We start from the raw sequence: 16,203 nt of genomic DNA on the forward strand, positions 1-16,203 counted from the left end.
TCAGCTCTTGTCGACGCAGCTCGGATAGGGCGCATCTTCGCCCGCGACGATCGGACAGAGATCGATCGGGCCGAGATCGCGGAGGCGCGCGTCCCAGCTGGTGTCGTGGATGGGCGGCTCGTCGCTTTCGGGGCCGCGCTCAGCCCATTGGATGGTGTAATAATCGGTCGCGCCCTTGAGCGTGATCAGGAGCGTCGTCTCGCTGTGCCGGGTCGGGCCGCTGTCGATGCGGCCGCAACCGATCACCGCGACGAAGCCCTCGAAGCGGCCGAATGTCGTCTCGCCCACAGCCCTCGCCGCGAAACTGTCGGGACAGGCCGACTTGAAGCCGGCGGCGATCGTGCTCGCAAAAACTTGCGGCGAGTGGCCTGGCGTCAAGGCCATGCCCTTCTCGCCGCTGACCGTGATCATCTGCGTCCAGCGCTCGGGCGTCTCGCCGCTCAGCACGGCTTCGCGGATGTAATGACCGCCCTTGGTGTTCTCGAACACCACGGTGAAATTCGATGGCATCGCGAAAGAGACGAGCTGGCCGAAGATCGGCGAGATCACGCGGAAGGATTGCGGCGCCTGGGCCTGCGCCGCCACCGCGAGCAGGAGCGAAGCCGCGAGGGCTGAGGCTGTGATCACGCGCATCGACCGGCTCCAATCCGCGAAATGAAAAACGACCGGGCAAGGATGCTAGCACCGCATCCTTGCCCGGCCCTGTCGTCCGCCGATCGAATTGTTACCAGCTGCAGTGACCGGCCTTCAGCGCGTGGTCCTTCAGCGCGAGCGCGTCGAGGAAGGTCGGCACCGAGGCGCTGGCGCGGTGATAGCCGGCCGGCCACGGCGTGGTCGGGATGCTCTCGTCCCAGATCTGGCACACGCCGCTGTCGTGCCAGCGGATCAGGTGATAGCCGGCTTCGGCCGGGCTCGCGGCGACGAAGGCGGCGGCGGCGAGACCGGCGGCCGCGCAGAGCATGGAAATACGACGCATGGATCAGCTCCTCAAATTGAAAGATGTGATGCGCCTCCCGGCAATGCGGGGAGGGGAGTGCGGGACGCTCCTTAAGCGTGCGCCCCGGACAAGGGGTGAGTAGTTCCATGCGCCGATCAGGTTCAAATCGCGCCTGTGGGCCGATGCAAAAGAAAAAGGCGGGCTGCTCGCGCAGGCCCGCCCTCCGGCAGTGGATCGTCGTGACAGCTCAGAGCGTGCAGCGGTGCTCGGCGCGCATCTTGATCTGCAGGTCGGACGCCTGCGTGAAGGTCGGGAGCGGCTTGCTGACGACCTTGTAGGTCGAGGCGCCCCACTGGAACGGCTTGTACTTCAGGTCCTCGTTCCAGACCTGGCAGATCCCCGTGTTGTCCCAGCGGATCACGTAATAGCCTGTCTTCGCGGACGCGGGCACGGCGAAGACGGAACTGGCGATGCCGGCAACGGCACAAAGGGCGAGAACGCGACGCATGAAATATCTCCTGGTGGGGAAGGGTGAGCGGAAAATTCGTGCGGTAAAAACAGCCCCTTTGCAAGCCGGCGCGCCGGCTTTCACGGACATGTCAGACCGGCGCGGCCACTTGGTTTGCTTGCGTGCCCCGCAGGACACACAGGCTCATTCGTCAGCATCGGCAATGCCGCGACGGTCATCAGCAACGGAAATCGTGAAAACAACCCCATGCACAGTAGAAACGATTGGCAAAATTCGAATTCGGGAAGTCGGAAATTTTTGTTGACCCGTCGGGCAAAACAGGTGCAGGATGGCATGGTTGTAAAGTGCGGGTGCGACCCATGCAGCGTCGAACGCCGCTGTCATGCCCCGGCTTGACCGGGGCATCCAGTACGCCGCGGCCTGTCGGTTCAATCATAGCCGTCTCGGCGTACTGGATCGCCCGGTCGAGCCGGGCGATGACAGTTGAATGCGGAGCTGCATCTTGCCCCTCGCACCCGTACCCTCATCATGTTGCCGCCGCGTTCGATCGGATAAATTGCGGCGTCGGATTCGTTTTCCCTCCCTTGAAAAATAGCCCTCGGAGACGCCCCATGAAGATTGCTTCCACCTTGCGTGCCGCGCTCGTCGTCCTTGCCGCGCTGGCCGGCCTCTCGACCGCGGCGCGGGCCGACGACGGCACCGTGGTGCTGACGATCTACAAGGCGGGCTGGATCATCGGCGGCTCCGGCGGCTCGGGCGTTCTGAACTTCCACGGCCGCTCCTATGGCCTCTCGACCGGCGGGCTCGATTACGGTCTCGTCTTCGGCGGCTCCAAGACCGTGCTTCGCGGCCGCGTCTCCAACATCTATCGTCCCTCGGACGTCGCCGGCGTCTACGGTGCCGCCGGTGCGGGCCTTGCCGTCGGCCGCGGCGCGCGCGCCATCGTGCTGACCAACCAGAAGGGCGCGGTGCTGGAGCTGACCGGCACCCAGGTCGGCCTGATGGCGAACGCGGATCTGAGCGGACTTGCGATCACGATGCGGTAAGGCACGCTGCATCAACACCGTCATTGCGAGCGCAGCAAAGCAATCCGGAATCCCTCCGCGGAACAACTCCTGGATTGCTTCGCGGAGCCTGTCATCGGGCCGCGCTTTGCGCGGACCCGTTGGCTCGCAATGACGAGAAGGATTACCCACTCACCATCGCATGCACCCGCCCGTAAGGCGTGCCGGCTGCTTGGCCTTGTCGTCAGTCATGCTCGCCTGCGCGCGTTTTCCCGAGCGGATCATCAGGAACGATCCCGAGGCGCCAGGCAGCCGCCAGCGCCCGTCGATCTCGGTCGCCTCGCCGTTCATGATGCCGTCGTACTGGACGGTGTCGAAGCCGTAGCCCGGCGGCTCGTAGCGTTTGACGAAGGACACGACGCTGCCGGCGCGATGGCCCGAGATCGAGGCGCTGTGGGTTCGTATCGGGCAGTGCGGATTGGAGCAGGGCTCGCTGATGCTGCCGCTCAGCGCACCGCCGGCCTCGATCAGGGTCGCCGTGAACGTGACCATTCCCGTGCCAGGCTGGATGTAAGTGCCGTCCCAGACACCGGAGAGATCGTCGCTCAAATTGGCGGCTTCCTCGAATTGATGTGAGCCGGTTGATGTCCGGCGCGAAGCTGTTCCACTCAAAGTCGTATCCCTGCCGTCACGCGCTTGCAATAGTCCCTGCGCGACGTTGCTTTCCGTCGTTATACTGCCTGACATCAGCGAAATGGTGATCTGAAATGGTGATCTCATGGGAAACGAATTGAAAGGCAAGGTGGCTGCCGTGACCGGGGCCGCCTCGGGCATCGGGCTGGCGAGCACTGAAGCGATGCTGGCCGCCGGCGCGCGCGTGGTGCTGGTCGACCGCGACGAGGCCGCGCTGCAGGCGCTCAGCCACAAGCATGGCGAGGCCGCGATCCCGCTGGTCGTCGACCTTCTCGATCCCCAAGACTGCGCAACGCTGCTGCCGCGTATTCTGCAGACGGCAGGGCAGCTCGACATCCTGCATGCGAATGCGGGCAGCTATGTCGGCGGCGACCTGGTCGATGCCGACACCACCGCGATCGACCGGATGCTGAACCTCAACGTCAACGTCGTGATGAAGAACGTGCACGACGTGCTGCCGCACATGATCGCGCGCGGCAGCGGCGACATCATCGTCACGAGCTCGCTGGCGGCGCATTTCCCGACGCCGTGGGAGCCGGTCTATGCCTCGTCGAAATGGGCGATCAACTGCTTCGTCCAGACAGTACGGCGCCAGGTCTTCAAGCACGGCATTCGCGTCGGTTCGATCTCGCCCGGCCCTGTCGTCACCGCGCTGCTCGCGGACTGGCCGGCGGAGAAGCTGCAGGACGCAAGGGACTCCGGAAGCCTCCTCGAGGCCAGCCAAGTCGCCGAAGTCGTGATGTTCATGCTGACGCGGCCGCGCGGCATGACCATCCGCGACGTCGTGATGATGCCGACGAATTTCGATCTGTAGCTTTAGGCATGCTCTCGTAGGGTAGGCAAAGGCGCGCGTCCTCGCGCGACGTGCCCACGTTCTCTATCCATCACGGAGAAATCGTGGGCACGGGGCTGACGCGCCCTTGCCCACCCTACGGGACTGCGAATTTATCGGCCTGTGGGTCGGGCTGCCAGGGCCTTCATGAGTTCGGGAAAAGGATAGAGCGGCTTGCAGCTGCCCATCCCCAATTCGACCGGCTTGACCCGACCGCCGTCGTTCTCGAATGCCCAATTGTCCTGGACGACGATCCCGAGAGGGTTGTCGCGAAAGACGGCAACGCAGACTACGGAAAACCTGCCGCCCCTGAGCAGGCCGCCCCATTGCTCGTAAGGCTTCGTGATCTTTGCATCGCGCACCACGTAGTGATTGCGTTCGCCGAGATAGGTCGCGATGTAATCGCGATAGTTCGCCGGCATCGGCATTGCAGTGGGCTGGCTTTGTGCCAGCGATTGGACAACACCCGTGTTGAAGAGGACGAAGGAGAGTAGCAGGATGACGAAATTCCGCATGATTTCCAGTTTTGCTTGATGCGCTCTAGCCATCATACGCGCTGTTGATCCATTGCGCGAGGTCCTGCCACGGCGCCAGTGTCCAGCTGCCGGAGGCTGTTCCCGATGGCGAAGCCAGCACGAAGACGTGGGGAAAGCCGCTCTCGGTTGGTTGCCGTCCCAGCACGATCCCGCTCGACGGCCTGCCATAAAACAAGCTCGCCGCCTTCTTGCTCGTGAACGCGATCGTTCGCGGCCGGTACTTCTCCATCTTCGCCCTGAAGCCGGGCACGTCGATCGTCTCCGCCGCGATCTGGTGATCCATTCCGGCCCCCGACTTGGAGAGATCGGTGAAGCCGATGCCGAGCTCGATCAGGGAAGCGAACTCGCCCGGCTGATAGCGCCGCGGCGTGATCCCGGCTTCATGCAGCGCACGCCAGAAGCGGTTGCCGGGATGGGCGTAGTAATGCCCGAGCTCGGCCGAGCGCGTCGAGGCGGCGGTGCCGACGAAGACGAGGCGGAGGTTGGGGCGGAGCTGGTCGGGGAGGCGGTGGAAGGAAGTGTTCGACACGCTAATCATCCGCGGCCAGAGCCGTATGAGCGGAGCAATACGCGGAAACAGCCTGCCGGATAGTGCGTTCGTTCAAAATTGGCAGCTAGTGGCTAAATTCGACCCTGTGAATTTGGTTCTTCACCTCGTCAAGCGAATTGCGAGTTTCCGCAAGGAGCTTAAAAGAAGGTTCTATCGCGCGGGCCTTAACCCGTGCAGCGACCCCGTTTAAGCGCTCCAAATTCTTGCTAGCGTCGCTAAAGTAAGACGAAGTATGAGTAAAGACATCTTCGGAAGTGCGCTCGTACTCTCCTCTCAAGCGTCGAAACTCAGCGTCGTACTTTCGCAAAACCTCGAGCCGTTCAGATGCGATTGGATTCCATCCATCGGGGTCGAAGTCGACTACGCGGTCGTAAGCTTCGCTGAGCTTCTTTGACAAAATGTTCTCATCAAGGGCGGTAAATTCATGTGCTTTGAATTCTTCCTCAACAATCCCCAGAACTCGCTCTCTCACGATGGCCTGTGAGTCGCTTTGAATGCGGCTGGTCGTGCGTGGAAAATCATCTCGCCACTTCGCATAGAAAGCGCCTGCGGAGCCTGATAGAAGCGTTGCCACAAGATTCCAGATAATCGCATTTGCGATATCTTGCGGGACGTCTCTGTTAATGAATCTGTAGAAGACGTATCCAAGAAAAGCCAGTATCGCTGAGCCCACTATCATCGTGATGTAGCGCCATATTCGTCTGCGTCGGGCTGCGCTAATATCAACTTCGTATTGGCGACGTCCTTCGGCGACGGCCCCTGATAAGCGGATAGACAGGCGTCCAGTTAAATTTTGGGTGTCGTCCCTCAATCTTGATGCAACATGTGAAAGGAGATCGGCTTTTTCTGCTTCTATCTGTGGTGCAATCTCTCTGGCTCCTGAAGTTGGTGATGGGATCTTAAGTTCGCCGAGTTCGTTGATTAAGGGCCGGACTTGGTCCTGAAGAGCAGCCAGTTGGGTAAGCCCCTTTGTGCTTACCTCATTGAAGTCGGGGAAAAGAAGTTGCATTGTTTCGTTGGTGAACGCCATGGTATCGTTTTTCGTAAACTCAGATTCTAGTGCATCCAAGCGGGCTCCGATTCCTAACGTCGAAATGGATTCTTTGGTTGTGTGAGAGAACACGCCGTCTCGATAGAGTTCAGCGTTCTTGAAAAATTGATTTAGGTCAATTGTGAGAGAGCGTTGTGCGTTGTTGACTTCGATTTCGCATTCTCGGATCGGAGTCTGATTTTCGACCAGAATAGCCAGCTCGGCAGTCAATCGTCTTAGGTCGGCCGCTGCGTCACGAAGAGCTTGGGCCTTGACTTCTCGCGTGGATGTCCAGTCAGCGGCCAGAGACGCTGGAGTTATTGGCAGTAGAACATCCGGTTTTAGGTCGATCAAGCTTGAGGGGGCGTCAAGGCTGCCACTGGCCGCCGTCAATTCCCAGAGCTTCAGCTGTTCGACTCGTGCTCGCAAATTTTGTGATATGTCTAATCGTGCCTTTAGGCCAATGTTCCTGGCAATAAAGATGGCGTCATTATTCAAAGATTTTCGTACCTCTGAGCGTCGCCGAGCCACCTGAGTGAAGCCGTCAACGATCTGTGGAAGAAAATCGGCATTAGCCAGACTCTTTATTGTGCGTTCGCGCGTACTTCGAACCGAAGTAAGTTGATCGAGCCAGCTCTTGGTCAAGTTGCTGTTCGAGATGATTACATTTTCGTTGTACAGCTGAATATTTTGTTCTGCCGTATCAACGACTTTGCTCAACTGCTTGAGTTTTTCGTCTATGAAGTTGGCGAAGAACGTTCTCAATTCTCTTGCTGCGGTCTGGAAATAACGCAGCTTATGACCATGCATCACTATCCTTGCGTTGGGATTGCTCGGGTCACATTTTGTGCGAATGAGGTCTACCAGTTGTTCGATGTTATATCGTGGGGGCTTGTTGTCGATCAGAATAAATTGCTCATCTGTGTACATCATTGGCGAGAGGAGCTTGTTCAGCCTCGTCAAGACGTCGCCGAGAAATCGATCTTTTCTTAAGTTGTCGATGTTCGAGTTCGATACCGGTTTCGCTCGATCGATTCTGAACTCATCCGCTCGGGTTACAATGAATCTAATCGGAATAAATGCTAGCCGCCTATGGATCTCTGTAAGAAGTGGAAGGTCGGTCTTGTCTAGGGGACTCGTCGCAGAAAAGAAAAAGAGAATGACATCGCAAATTGGCAGAAAGTCGCGTGCAACCTCTTCGACGAATTGAGTGTCGCCGCTGCCCGGTGTATCGGCCAAAACTACTTGCCGTAACAAGTCGCTTTCGACGGCTTCATGCCGGATCGTCACGTGGCCTTCTCTTATGACGCCCAGGAGTGATTTAGCGTTCTCTTCAGATGTTATAAGCGTAATGGTTGTGTCCGTTGGATTCAGATCTGTTGCGCGTTCGTGGTCGCTCTCCCAAATTTCAAGGATTGAATTTATCGTGCTCGACTTGCCTGACGAAAAGTGGCCCACTAGCCCTACGTAGTACAGGTCACCCTCTCGCTCGAGATATTGAGTTAGGCTCTTTGTGAGTCTTCTGAGCACATTGTACTGCTCGGTTGTTCGAGCGTTTTTTGCTAGATCAAGCGCTTCCTCTGTCTCCGGCTCCTCAAGCAGTTGAGTCAGTTCCTGAAGGCCGTTCAAGACTTGAGTTGCCTGGACGTCAACTTCGTGCGGTCCCAATTGTCGTTCCATCCGTGTCCCCACCAGTTTGCGCAACCATGGCGAGCATAACGGCGATGCCGGTAAAAACAATAGTTAGGATTTGATCACTAGCGCAGAAGCCCTACTAGTCGGCCCTGGTAGTAGATACATTCTGCCAGGTTGTGACACGGCTTAAATGTCCAGGAAGGGCTGCCCTGGCGCTCACACGACGGCCGAGAGTTGAAGCAGAGCCATGGGAAGACGTTGTGGCCCCGGATGAATTAGCTGTTCATCGATTGGTTTGCTTGCTGACGCTTCGCAAAAGGTAGCGACATTCGGAGTCAAGTATCAATCCCGGCCTTCGATTCGTTCGTCTGGCCACGCTTCCCGTTCAATAGCTGCTGTAGACGGGCTCCCCCTGGCATCGAGATCTTATGTGGACCTACGCCGATACTGCCGAACTCAAGCGAGCCGGCGTATATTTCCTCGCGAAAGTAGCGAACGAGATCAGTCTGCATAAAGCGCCACATCCAGACGAGAGCCGATTGAATCAACTCTCGAACATCCGTGTGCTGGACTGGCTTGTCGTTAGCTGACAGGCGGCTATCTAGGAAGCCTACGCGCATTGTGTCCGCTCTGAAAATTATTGCCTTTGCGCGGAAATGAACAATGGCGTCGCGGTGGGAGATAAATCGCTCGATCTCCTCGCGATTGCCCTCAAGGAGCTTCGTGAGAGCAACAGAGAAGTCAGGATTTTTTTGGACGAAGACCAGAAACTTCTTGACCGAAATTGTCGATATTCAAGTGGCCCGGGCCCCTCAGGTTGGACAAGCCCTCCGATCGTGTCTGGCATACACCTACGCAGGGCGTACGCGAGCTCATCAATCAAAACTCTAAGCCTTATCAGGAAATGTTCAATTTCTAGTGCGGCTTCGTAACACAATTCATCTGACTTGCTCGCTATATAGCCCTCGTAGAGTGTGGAAAGGCGTTCATAGCATCCAACAAAGCGTGTCAAGGCCCAGAAGATTCCGGAATATGAATGAAATGTGCGATCCTTTCCAGTTTATTCCCGCAAAAATCGAAGAGAGAAAATCCGGCAGCTCATCATCGAGAAGCTCGACGCTTTGATCGAATAACGCGTCAAACTTCTCAATCGATGAATTTCTTGTATTCACACTGGGCCCCGAATCTCACAACACCCGGTTACTCTCCTTCACCTTCTCCGCATCCAGATAAACGCTGCTTCCCATCTCCTTGAACTTCGCGCTCATCCTGGCCATGCCGTCCTCGGCGGTGCCGCTCATCGACATGCCCACGCTGTTCGGGTCGTTCAGCGTCGCGGCATAATCCCGCACGTCCTGCGTGATCTTCATCGAGCAGAACTTCGGTCCGCACATCGAGCAGAAATGCGCGACCTTGTGGGCTTCCTTCGGCAGCGTCTCGTCGTGGAAGCTCTTGGCGGTATCAGGATCGAGGCCGAGGTTGAACTGGTCGGTCCAGCGGAATTCGAACCGCGCGCGCGAGAGGGCGTCGTCGCGCAGTTGCGCGGCGGGGTGGCCCTTGGCGAGGTCGGCGGCGTGGGCGGCGATCTTGTAGGTGATGACGCCGGTCTTGACGTCGTTGCGGTCGGGCAGGCCGAGATGCTCCTTCGGCGTGACGTAGCACAGCATGGCGCAGCCGAACCAGCCGATCATGGCCGCACCGATGCCTGAGGTGATGTGGTCGTAGCCCGGCGCGATGTCGGTGGTCAGCGGTCCAAGCGTGTAGAACGGCGCTTCGCCACATTCCTTGAGCTGCTTGTCCATGTTGATCTTGATCTTGTGCATCGGCACGTGGCCGGGGCCCTCGATCATGACCTGGCAGCCCTTGTCCCACGCGATCTTCGTGAGTTCGCCGAGCGTCTCCAGCTCCGCGAACTGCGCGCGGTCGTTGGCATCTGCGATCGAGCCGGGACGCAGGCCGTCGCCGAGCGAGAACGAGACGTCATATTTGCGCATGAGGTCGCAGATCTCGTCAAAATGCGTGTAGAGGAAGCTCTCCTTGTGATGCGCCAGGCACCACTTCGCCATGATCGAGCCGCCGCGCGAGACGATGCCGGTGACGCGGCTCGCGGTGAGGTGGATATATTGCAGGCGCACGCCGGCGTGGATGGTGAAATAGTCGACGCCCTGCTCGCACTGCTCGATCAGGGTGTCCTTGTAGAGCTCCCAGGTCAGCTTGACGGGATCGCCGTTGCACTTCTCCAGCGCCTGATAAATGGGAACGGTGCCGATCGGCACCGGCGCGTTGCGCAAAATCCATTCGCGCGTGGTGTGGATGTTGCGCCCTGTGGAGAGGTCCATCACGGTGTCGGCGCCCCAGCGGATCGCCCACACCATCTTCTCGACCTCTTCCTCGACCGACGAGGTCACCGCCGAGTTGCCGATATTGGCGTTGATCTTGGTCAGGAAGTTGCGGCCGATGATCATCGGCTCGAGTTCGCTGTGGTTGATGTTGGAGGGGATGATGGCGCGGCCGCGCGCGATCTCGTCGCGGACGAATTCCGGCGTGATGAAGGCGGGGACGGAGGCGCCGAAGCTCTCGCCGTCGGCAAGGGCGGCTTCGGCGCGCTCGAGTTGCTGCTTGCGCCCAAGATTTTCGCGCGCGGCGACGTAGATCATCTCCTTGGTGATGATGCCGGCGCGGGCGAATTCGAGCTGGGTGATCTTGTGGCCGTCGAGGCCGCGCAGCGGCTTGTGATAGGCCGAGAAGGCGCGCGCGGCGTTGTCGGTGGAGACGCTGCCATTGTCCTCCGGCTTGATCTGCCGGCCCTCATATTCCTCGACGCCGCCGCGCTCCAGCACCCATTGCTTGCGGCCCCGCGGCAGGCCGGCGTTGACGTCGATGGTGACGCTGGGGTCGGTGTAGGGGCCGGAGGTGTCGTAGACCGGCAGGTTCGGCTCGCCGGCGCCTTCGGACAGCATGATCTCGCGCAGCGGCACGCGCAGATCGGGCGCGGCATCCGGGGATGCGAAGATCTTGCGCGAGGAGGGCAGCGGGCCGGTGGTGACGGCGGGGATGGTCTTGTCGGGGTTGGAGCGGATGTTCATGGGATCCTCCTTCAATTCGTTAGTTTCGCTGCGCGAGCGTCGATTACAGCTGTCATCCCCGCCTAGTGCGCAATTGCGCACGGGGGGCGGGGATCCAGTATTCCAGAGACCGTGGTGAGATACGGTGAAGTCGCGGCGTACTGGATCGCCCGGTCAAGCCGGGCGATGACAGTGGTGTGTTTGGAGAGAGCGTGTGCATCACGCCGCCTCCTTCGACAGCCCGAGCCACTGCCGCACGCGGGCGTCGGGATCGGGGTTTTGTGTGACGTCGGACACCACGGCAATCGAATCCGCGCCGGCGGCGAAGATCTCCGCGGCGTGCTCGAACTTGATGCCGCCGATCGCGACCAGCGGGATGTTGCCGATACGCTTCTTCCACTCGGTGATCTTCGGAATGCCCTGCGGCTCGAAGCGCATCGATTTGAGCGTGGTGAAGAAGATCGGACCGAGCGCGACGTAGTCAGGCTTGGCTTCGAGCGCGGTTGCGAGCTCCGCATCGTCATGGGTGGAGATGCCGAGGGAAAGGCCCGCCTCGCGGATCGCCTTGAGGTCGGCCTCGGCCAGATCCTCCTGGCCGAGATGAAGATATTTCGCGCCGGCGACGACGGCCGCGCGCCAGTAGTCGTTCACGACCAGCTTGGCTTGCGTGTCCCTGGTGATCGCCAGCGCGTCGGTGACGATCTGCAGTGCCTGCGCGTCGTCGAGATCCTTGGCGCGCAGCTGGATGGTGCCGACGCCGAGCTTGGTCAGGCGTTCGACCCACTTGATGCTGTCGACGACGGGATAGAATCGATCAGGAAACGGCATGCCAGAACGGGGTCCCAACGACAGGGGTTGACGGGGAGGCGAAGTCGCGGGCGTTCATCAGCCCGGCCTCGTATGCGGTGCGGCCGGCCTCGCAGCCGAGGCGGAAGGCGTTGGCCATCGCGACGGGATCGGCGGCCTTGGCGATGGCGGTGTTGAGCAGCACGGCGTCATAGCCGAGCTCGAGCGCTTCGGCGGCATGGCTCGGTGCGCCCAGGCCGGCGTCGACCACCAGCGTGATGTCGGGCAGCCGCTCGCGCAACAGCCTCAAGGCGTCGCGGTTGGTGATGCCTTTGGCGCTGCCGATCGGCGCTGCCCACGGCATCACCACCTTGCAGCCGGCGTCGACCAGGCGGTTCGCGACGGAGAGATCCTCGGTGCAATAGGGGAACACTTCGAAGCCGTCCTTGATCAGGATGGCGGCGGCTTCGACCAGGCCGACGACGTCGGGCTGCAGCGTGTCGTTGTCGGCGATCACTTCCAGCTTGATCCAGGATGTGCCGAACAATTCGCGCGCGAGCTTGGCCGTGGTCACGGCTTCGCGCACGCTGCGGCAACCGGCGGTGTTCGGCAGCACCGAGACGTCGAGCTCGCGGATCAGCTTCCAGAACGCGTCTCCAGTCTTGCCGCCGGCGGATTCCCGCCGCAGCGACACCGTGACGATGTTGGCGCCTGAGGTGCGGATCGCTGACTGCATGATCGCAGGCGAGGGATAGAGCGCGCTGCCGATCAAGAGGCGGGAGGCGAAGGTTTTGCCGTAGAAGGTCACCATGTGGGAGGTGTCTCCTTGAATGACGGTGTCATCCCCGCGAAAGCGGGGATCCAGTACTCCGCGGCAGCGCGGCTGGAAACGAGACGCCGCGGCGTACTGGATCGCCCGGTCAAGCCGGGCGATGACAGCGGAGTTTGTGGTGAGAGCATCACCATCACCCTCCCTGCCGCGGCGTGATGATCTCGATCTCGTCGCCGGCCTTCAGGCGGGTTTCGGCCCAGCGGCTCTTCGGCACGACGTCGTAATTGAGCGCGATGGCGAAATGGGTGCCTTCGTAATCCAGCTCGGAGAGCAGCGCGTCCACGCTGACTGAAGCCACCTCGCGCTGCTCGCCGTTGACGATCACAAGCATTGCATCACCTCGTTGTCGATCTGGCCGCGCTCGACGTAATTGAGCGTCAGCTCGGCCAGCGCGGGGGCGATCAGGAAGCCGTGGCGGTAGAGACCGTTGATGCTGATCTTGCCGCCGCGGATGCCGATGCGCGGCAGATTGTCCGGAAAGGCGGGACGCAGGCCGGAGCCGAACTCGACGATGCGCGCTTCGCCGAAGGCCGGGTGCACGGTGTAGGCCGCGCCCAAGAGCTCCAGCGCCGAGCGCACGCTCACGCCTGTGTCCTCGGCCTCGATCGAGGTCGCGCCGAGCATGAACAGATTGTCCTCGCGCGGGATCACGTAGAGCGGCCAGCGCGGATGGATCAGGCGCACAGGGCGCGCAAGCTGCACCTCGCTGGTTTCGATCAGGATCATCTCGCCCTTGACGCCGCGCAAGTCCGGCTGCTCGTCGCGTGCCGAGAGGCCGCGGCAGTCGATCACGAGGCCGTCGAGATCTTCCTTGGCGACATCGCTGTTGAATTTGATGGTGCCGCCCGCCGCGATGATGCGCTCATGCAGCTTCGGCAGCACGCGGCGCGGCTCGACATGACCCTCGTTCGGGAAGAACAGCGCATCGCGGAAACGCCCTTCCAGCGATGGCTCGAGCTCGGCGAGGCCGGCGGCATCGAGCCGGCGGTGCTCCTCGGTCATGCGCGCAAAGCGCTCGAAGTCGTTGCGCTCGCGCGGATGGGCCACGACCAGCGAGCCGTTGAAGGGCGTATCGGGCAGCTCGCGCCGCCAGATATCGAGCGAGCGCAGGCCGAGCCGGGAGATGATGGGTTCGGCAACCTCGGCCTCGCAATAGGGCGCGAGCATGCCGCCGGCCCAGTGGCTGGTGGCATCGGTCATGGTGGCGTCACCGCGCTCGTGTAACGTCACGGCATGGCCGGCCTGTGCGAACAACAGCGCCTGCCACGCGCCTGCAATGCCTGCGCCGATGATGGATACCGGTGAATCCGGTCGTTTGCTCGTCTGCGACATCCCTGTCCCTTCGCCGGCATGACCCGGATCAGGTTCAAAGGGTCACCGCGGTCCTGGGCGTTATTGCCCATTTAGCGGTATCTCAGCTCCTCCTCGGAGCACCCCTCGGAACGGTGCTAATGTAGGCGAGTGGGACGGGGTGGTCAACGCTGATGGCGGGAACTGCAGCCTATTGCGGCGCCTGCGCGCGCGCGTTGCGGACGCGCTGGGCCAGCTTTTTATGCGGCGCGGCGCCGAACATCGGCTGCGGGTTGCCGTTCGGCTCCAGCCAGGGCTCGTTGCTGGCTTCCTGCAGCATCGCCCGTTGCTGCTGCTGGCGCTGCTGCTTTGCAACGTAGTAATAGCCGCCCGCGAAATAACGCACGGCTCGGTCGTGGTCGCCGTTCGCGGCATGATAGGCGCCGGCGAGGTATTTCACCGCGTAGGTGAGGTTGGTGTTGGGGTCGCGCAGGCCGGCCGCATCGCCGGTGTAGCCGAGGCCGCGGGCGGTCGCGAGCTTGATCTGCATCAGCCCGATCGTGCCGCCATGGCCGACGAGGCCGGGTTGATAGCGGCTCTCGCGCATGATGACGCGATGCACCAGCGCTTCCGGCACGCCGTTGGCGCGCGCATGCATCGCGACCATTTCGGCATATTCCGCCTGCCCCGCGAAGGCGGCCTGCGACGACACCAGTCCGGCCGCGACCAGCGCGGCGATGCGTAAAATCTTCATTTGCAATCCCGGATGTTCCTTGAGGAACCTGCACCCGGCGGCCGTTAGGCCTGCCGAACGCGGCGATGATGTGGCAAGACGCGGTTAACGATTTTGCGGCGCAGAGCCGTCGTGGCGCCGCAATGTCGGCGCAGCAGTTCGGAAAACGGCGGATACGCGCGACAGCAGCCCTGTCTATTCGCGCAGGGACGCGAAAGCGCGTATGAAGCGCCTTCCGATACGGGAGAGGTGCCATGACCCAAGCAACCATGGTCAACACCCACAGCGGCGACATCCCAACCCAAAATCCGTGTGCCCAATGCGGGGCGCCGATCGCGCAGCCCGACTGGATCGAGCCAGGCGAGGGACGCGTGTCCTATCTCTGGAGCTGCCCGGCCTGCGGCTATCGCTTCGAGGCGATCGCGATCTACGACGAGGCGGCGATCCCGCTGGCGGCTTAAGCGGCGACTTGCCTCGCCAGCTTGGGCTGCTGCCACCCCGGCAATTGCATCCGCACGATCAGGCCGTGCGGCTGGCGGTCGTGCAGCGACAGCTCGCCGCCATGGGCGAGGGCGATCGCGCGCGCGATCGACAGGCCGAGGCCGAAGCCGGTGGACTCGTCCATGGTGCGGGCGTCGTCGCCGCGCACGAACGGCTCCAGCATCTCCTGCTTTCGCGCATCCGAAATGCCGGGGCCGTCGTCCTCGACGTCGATGACGAGATGGGTGCCTGAGACTTCGAGGCGGATCGTCACCTCGGCGCCGAAGCGCACGGCGTTCTCGACCAGATTGGTGACGCCGCGATGCAGATCGTCGGGGCGCGCGGCGGCGGTCGCAGATAGCGGCCCCTCATAGTGCACGGTGTGGCCCATGTCGCCGAACTGGTCGGCGATGAGCTGCAGCGTCGAGGCGATATCGACCAGCGTCACCGCCTCGATTTTGCGGTCGTTGCGCAAGAGCGACAGCACGCTTTCCAGCATCGAGCGCATCTGGTCGAGGTCGATCAGCATGCGCTTGCGATTGCCCTCGTCCTCGATGAATTCGGCGCGCAGGCGCAGCCGCGTGATCGGGGTGCGCAGATCGTGGCTGATCGCCGCCAGCATCTTGGTGCGATCCGACATCAGCCGCGCGATCCGTTCGTGCATGCGGTTGAGCGCGCGGGCGACCGAGCGGATCTCCTCCGGGCCTCGCTCCGGCAGCGGCTCCGCCTCGCCGTCCAGGCTGAAATTCTCGGCCGCCTTGGCAAAGGACGACAAGGGTGCCGCCAGCGCGCGCGCCGCCCACAGGCCGAGCACGGTGATGCAGATGAAGGCGGTCATCAGCGTGATCAGCCACGGCGCGCCCCAGAACCACGGGTGCGGCCCGTTTTCGACATGGCCTGCGATCACGGTGCCGTCGGGCAATTCCACGCCGAGGCGATGGCTGTCGCCCTCACTCGCGAGTTGCACCACCTTGTAGCCGCGACCGAGGTGGCGGCGGATCCCGCGCAGGTGCTGGCTGTCGCTGACCTCCACCATCGCTGCCGTGCCGGGCGCCGATATCGCGATGTCGAGCTTCGGGAAGGCGCGCGCGAGATCCGCGAGAAGGCGCGGCCGGTCGTTCGGCCCGGCCGAGCCAAGCAGCAGTGCGGCGTCCGCCAATTGATGGCCCCCATCCGGGGGCGCATCCACGCGGTCGGGCCGGCTCATCAGGAAGGCGGTGGTGACGACGAGATGCAGCGCGACGGTCGAGGCCAGCACCAGCGCGGCGATCTGCCCGCCGATGCCCTTGAGGTGGAAGAACCCGAACGACCTCATCGTCCCGAAAGCCCCG

At 61.6% G+C, this 16,203-nt stretch carries 18 protein-coding genes and 1 riboswitch; of the genes, 3 read left to right on the top strand and 15 right to left on the bottom strand.

Annotated elements, in window-relative coordinates; all coding sequences use genetic code 11:
* The 4 genes from IF809_RS25950 to IF809_RS25965 all read right to left on the bottom strand — a co-directional run bounded on the left by IF809_RS25950 (window position 1) and on the right by IF809_RS25965 (window position 1,790).
* Window positions 1-633, bottom strand: a complete 633-nt coding sequence (locus IF809_RS25950; RefSeq protein ID WP_453982350.1) for a hypothetical protein — start codon at window positions 631-633, stop codon at window positions 1-3.
* Between the two features lie 91 nt (window positions 634-724).
* A complete protein-coding gene (locus IF809_RS25955; RefSeq protein ID WP_453982351.1) occupies window positions 725-976 on the bottom strand; it encodes a hypothetical protein in 252 nt (83 codons plus the stop codon).
* Window positions 977-1,184: 208 nt separating this feature from the next.
* On the bottom strand, window positions 1,185-1,445 hold the full coding sequence (locus tag IF809_RS25960; RefSeq protein ID WP_164938494.1) for a hypothetical protein: 261 nt from the start codon (window positions 1,443-1,445) through the stop codon (window positions 1,185-1,187).
* Window positions 1,446-1,589: 144 nt separating this feature from the next.
* Entirely contained in the window at window positions 1,590-1,790 is a 201-nt protein-coding gene (locus IF809_RS25965) for a hypothetical protein (protein ID WP_462838927.1), read from the bottom strand.
* A 227-nt stretch (window positions 1,791-2,017) separates the two neighbouring features.
* Here IF809_RS25965 and IF809_RS25970 point away from each other — a divergent pair, with 227 nt between their 5' ends.
* On the top strand, window positions 2,018-2,452 hold the full coding sequence (locus IF809_RS25970; RefSeq protein ID WP_128964636.1) for a hypothetical protein: 435 nt from the start codon (window positions 2,018-2,020) through the stop codon (window positions 2,450-2,452).
* Window positions 2,453-2,602: 150 nt separating this feature from the next.
* Here the strand turns inward: IF809_RS25970 and IF809_RS25975 are convergent, their stop codons facing one another.
* The gene (locus IF809_RS25975; RefSeq protein WP_462838928.1) at window positions 2,603-3,019 is read right to left on the bottom strand and encodes a hypothetical protein; all 417 of its coding nucleotides are present in this window, start codon (window positions 3,017-3,019) and stop codon (window positions 2,603-2,605) included.
* 169 nt (window positions 3,020-3,188) lie between these two features.
* Between IF809_RS25975 and IF809_RS25980 the strand changes: the two genes are divergently transcribed.
* Window positions 3,189-3,917 (top strand): SDR family oxidoreductase, encoded by a 729-nt coding sequence (locus IF809_RS25980; RefSeq protein ID WP_453982354.1) that lies wholly within the window; start codon window positions 3,189-3,191, stop codon window positions 3,915-3,917.
* Window positions 3,918-4,048: 131 nt separating this feature from the next.
* Here the strand turns inward: IF809_RS25980 and IF809_RS25985 are convergent, their stop codons facing one another.
* The 9 genes from IF809_RS25985 to IF809_RS26025 form a co-directional block, all read right to left on the bottom strand.
* Window positions 4,049-4,450 (bottom strand): hypothetical protein, encoded by a 402-nt coding sequence (locus tag IF809_RS25985; RefSeq protein WP_462838929.1) that lies wholly within the window; start codon window positions 4,448-4,450, stop codon window positions 4,049-4,051.
* Window positions 4,451-4,475: 25 nt separating this feature from the next.
* On the bottom strand, window positions 4,476-5,009 hold the full coding sequence (locus tag IF809_RS25990) for a mismatch-specific DNA-glycosylase (RefSeq protein ID WP_462838930.1): 534 nt from the start codon (window positions 5,007-5,009) through the stop codon (window positions 4,476-4,478).
* A 76-nt stretch (window positions 5,010-5,085) separates the two neighbouring features.
* Window positions 5,086-7,731, bottom strand: coding sequence for a GTPase (locus IF809_RS25995; RefSeq protein ID WP_462838931.1), 2,646 nt, complete (start codon window positions 7,729-7,731; stop codon window positions 5,086-5,088).
* 1,142 nt (window positions 7,732-8,873) lie between these two features.
* Window positions 8,874-10,772 (bottom strand): phosphomethylpyrimidine synthase ThiC, encoded by a 1,899-nt coding sequence (gene thiC, locus IF809_RS26000; RefSeq protein ID WP_462838932.1) that lies wholly within the window; start codon window positions 10,770-10,772, stop codon window positions 8,874-8,876.
* A 198-nt stretch (window positions 10,773-10,970) separates the two neighbouring features.
* Window positions 10,971-11,579: a thiamine phosphate synthase gene (locus IF809_RS26005; protein ID WP_462838933.1), complete on the bottom strand. Its 609-nt coding sequence runs from the start codon at window positions 11,577-11,579 to the stop codon at window positions 10,971-10,973.
* Window positions 11,566-12,348 (bottom strand): thiazole synthase, encoded by a 783-nt coding sequence (locus tag IF809_RS26010; protein WP_462838934.1) that lies wholly within the window; start codon window positions 12,346-12,348, stop codon window positions 11,566-11,568. The genes IF809_RS26005 and IF809_RS26010 overlap by 14 nt, the downstream gene beginning before the upstream one ends.
* Window positions 12,349-12,502: 154 nt before the next feature.
* Window positions 12,503-12,700 (bottom strand): sulfur carrier protein ThiS, encoded by a 198-nt coding sequence (gene thiS / locus IF809_RS26015; protein ID WP_128964647.1) that lies wholly within the window; start codon window positions 12,698-12,700, stop codon window positions 12,503-12,505.
* Complete coding sequence (locus tag IF809_RS26020; protein WP_462838935.1) at window positions 12,691-13,701, bottom strand: FAD-dependent oxidoreductase; 1,011 nt, start codon at window positions 13,699-13,701, stop codon at window positions 12,691-12,693. Before IF809_RS26020 ends, thiS begins: the two co-directional genes overlap by 10 nt.
* A riboswitch (TPP riboswitch) is annotated at window positions 13,689-13,817 on the bottom strand. It overlaps the preceding gene by 13 nt.
* Window positions 13,818-13,870: 53 nt before the next feature.
* Window positions 13,871-14,413, bottom strand: a complete 543-nt coding sequence (locus IF809_RS26025; RefSeq protein ID WP_462838936.1) for a transglycosylase SLT domain-containing protein — start codon at window positions 14,411-14,413, stop codon at window positions 13,871-13,873.
* Window positions 14,414-14,646: 233 nt separating this feature from the next.
* Between IF809_RS26025 and IF809_RS26030 the strand changes: the two genes are divergently transcribed.
* A complete protein-coding gene (locus tag IF809_RS26030; RefSeq protein WP_128964650.1) occupies window positions 14,647-14,853 on the top strand; it encodes a hypothetical protein in 207 nt (68 codons plus the stop codon).
* Here the strand turns inward: IF809_RS26030 and IF809_RS26035 are convergent.
* Window positions 14,850-16,187, bottom strand: a complete 1,338-nt coding sequence (locus tag IF809_RS26035) for an ATP-binding protein (protein WP_462838937.1) — start codon at window positions 16,185-16,187, stop codon at window positions 14,850-14,852. The genes IF809_RS26030 and IF809_RS26035 overlap by 4 nt on opposite strands.
* Window positions 16,188-16,203: the final 16 nt, after the last annotated feature.

It is taken from the genome of Bradyrhizobium sp. UFLA06-24, from assembly GCF_054967145.1.

What these genes read in the sequence shown, in the direction of transcription:
- IF809_RS26025 (WP_462838936.1), bottom strand. Translation starts at nt 14,413, where the DNA reads ATGAAGATTTTACGCATCGCCGCGCTGGTCGCGGCCGGACTGGTGTCG.
- IF809_RS25990 (WP_462838930.1), bottom strand. Translation starts at nt 5,009, where the DNA reads ATGATTAGCGTGTCGAACACTTCCTTCCACCGCCTCCCCGACCAGCTC.
- IF809_RS25950 (WP_453982350.1), bottom strand. Translation starts at nt 633, where the DNA reads ATGCGCGTGATCACAGCCTCAGCCCTCGCGGCTTCGCTCCTGCTCGCG.
- IF809_RS25960 (WP_164938494.1), bottom strand. Translation starts at nt 1,445, where the DNA reads ATGCGTCGCGTTCTCGCCCTTTGTGCCGTTGCCGGCATCGCCAGTTCC.
- IF809_RS26035 (WP_462838937.1), bottom strand. Translation starts at nt 16,187, where the DNA reads ATGAGGTCGTTCGGGTTCTTCCACCTCAAGGGCATCGGCGGGCAGATC.
- IF809_RS26010 (WP_462838934.1), bottom strand. Translation starts at nt 12,348, where the DNA reads ATGGTGACCTTCTACGGCAAAACCTTCGCCTCCCGCCTCTTGATCGGC.
- IF809_RS25980 (WP_453982354.1), top strand. Translation starts at nt 3,189, where the DNA reads ATGGGAAACGAATTGAAAGGCAAGGTGGCTGCCGTGACCGGGGCCGCC.
- IF809_RS25965 (WP_462838927.1), bottom strand. Translation starts at nt 1,790, where the DNA reads ATGACAGCGGCGTTCGACGCTGCATGGGTCGCACCCGCACTTTACAAC.
- IF809_RS25955 (WP_453982351.1), bottom strand. Translation starts at nt 976, where the DNA reads ATGCGTCGTATTTCCATGCTCTGCGCGGCCGCCGGTCTCGCCGCCGCC.
- IF809_RS25985 (WP_462838929.1), bottom strand. Translation starts at nt 4,450, where the DNA reads ATGCGGAATTTCGTCATCCTGCTACTCTCCTTCGTCCTCTTCAACACG.
- IF809_RS25970 (WP_128964636.1), top strand. Translation starts at nt 2,018, where the DNA reads ATGAAGATTGCTTCCACCTTGCGTGCCGCGCTCGTCGTCCTTGCCGCG.
- thiC (WP_462838932.1), bottom strand. Translation starts at nt 10,772, where the DNA reads ATGAACATCCGCTCCAACCCCGACAAGACCATCCCCGCCGTCACCACC.
- IF809_RS26020 (WP_462838935.1), bottom strand. Translation starts at nt 13,701, where the DNA reads ATGTCGCAGACGAGCAAACGACCGGATTCACCGGTATCCATCATCGGC.
- IF809_RS25995 (WP_462838931.1), bottom strand. Translation starts at nt 7,731, where the DNA reads ATGGAACGACAATTGGGACCGCACGAAGTTGACGTCCAGGCAACTCAA.
- IF809_RS26030 (WP_128964650.1), top strand. Translation starts at nt 14,647, where the DNA reads ATGACCCAAGCAACCATGGTCAACACCCACAGCGGCGACATCCCAACC.
- thiS (WP_128964647.1), bottom strand. Translation starts at nt 12,700, where the DNA reads ATGCTTGTGATCGTCAACGGCGAGCAGCGCGAGGTGGCTTCAGTCAGC.
- IF809_RS26005 (WP_462838933.1), bottom strand. Translation starts at nt 11,579, where the DNA reads ATGCCGTTTCCTGATCGATTCTATCCCGTCGTCGACAGCATCAAGTGG.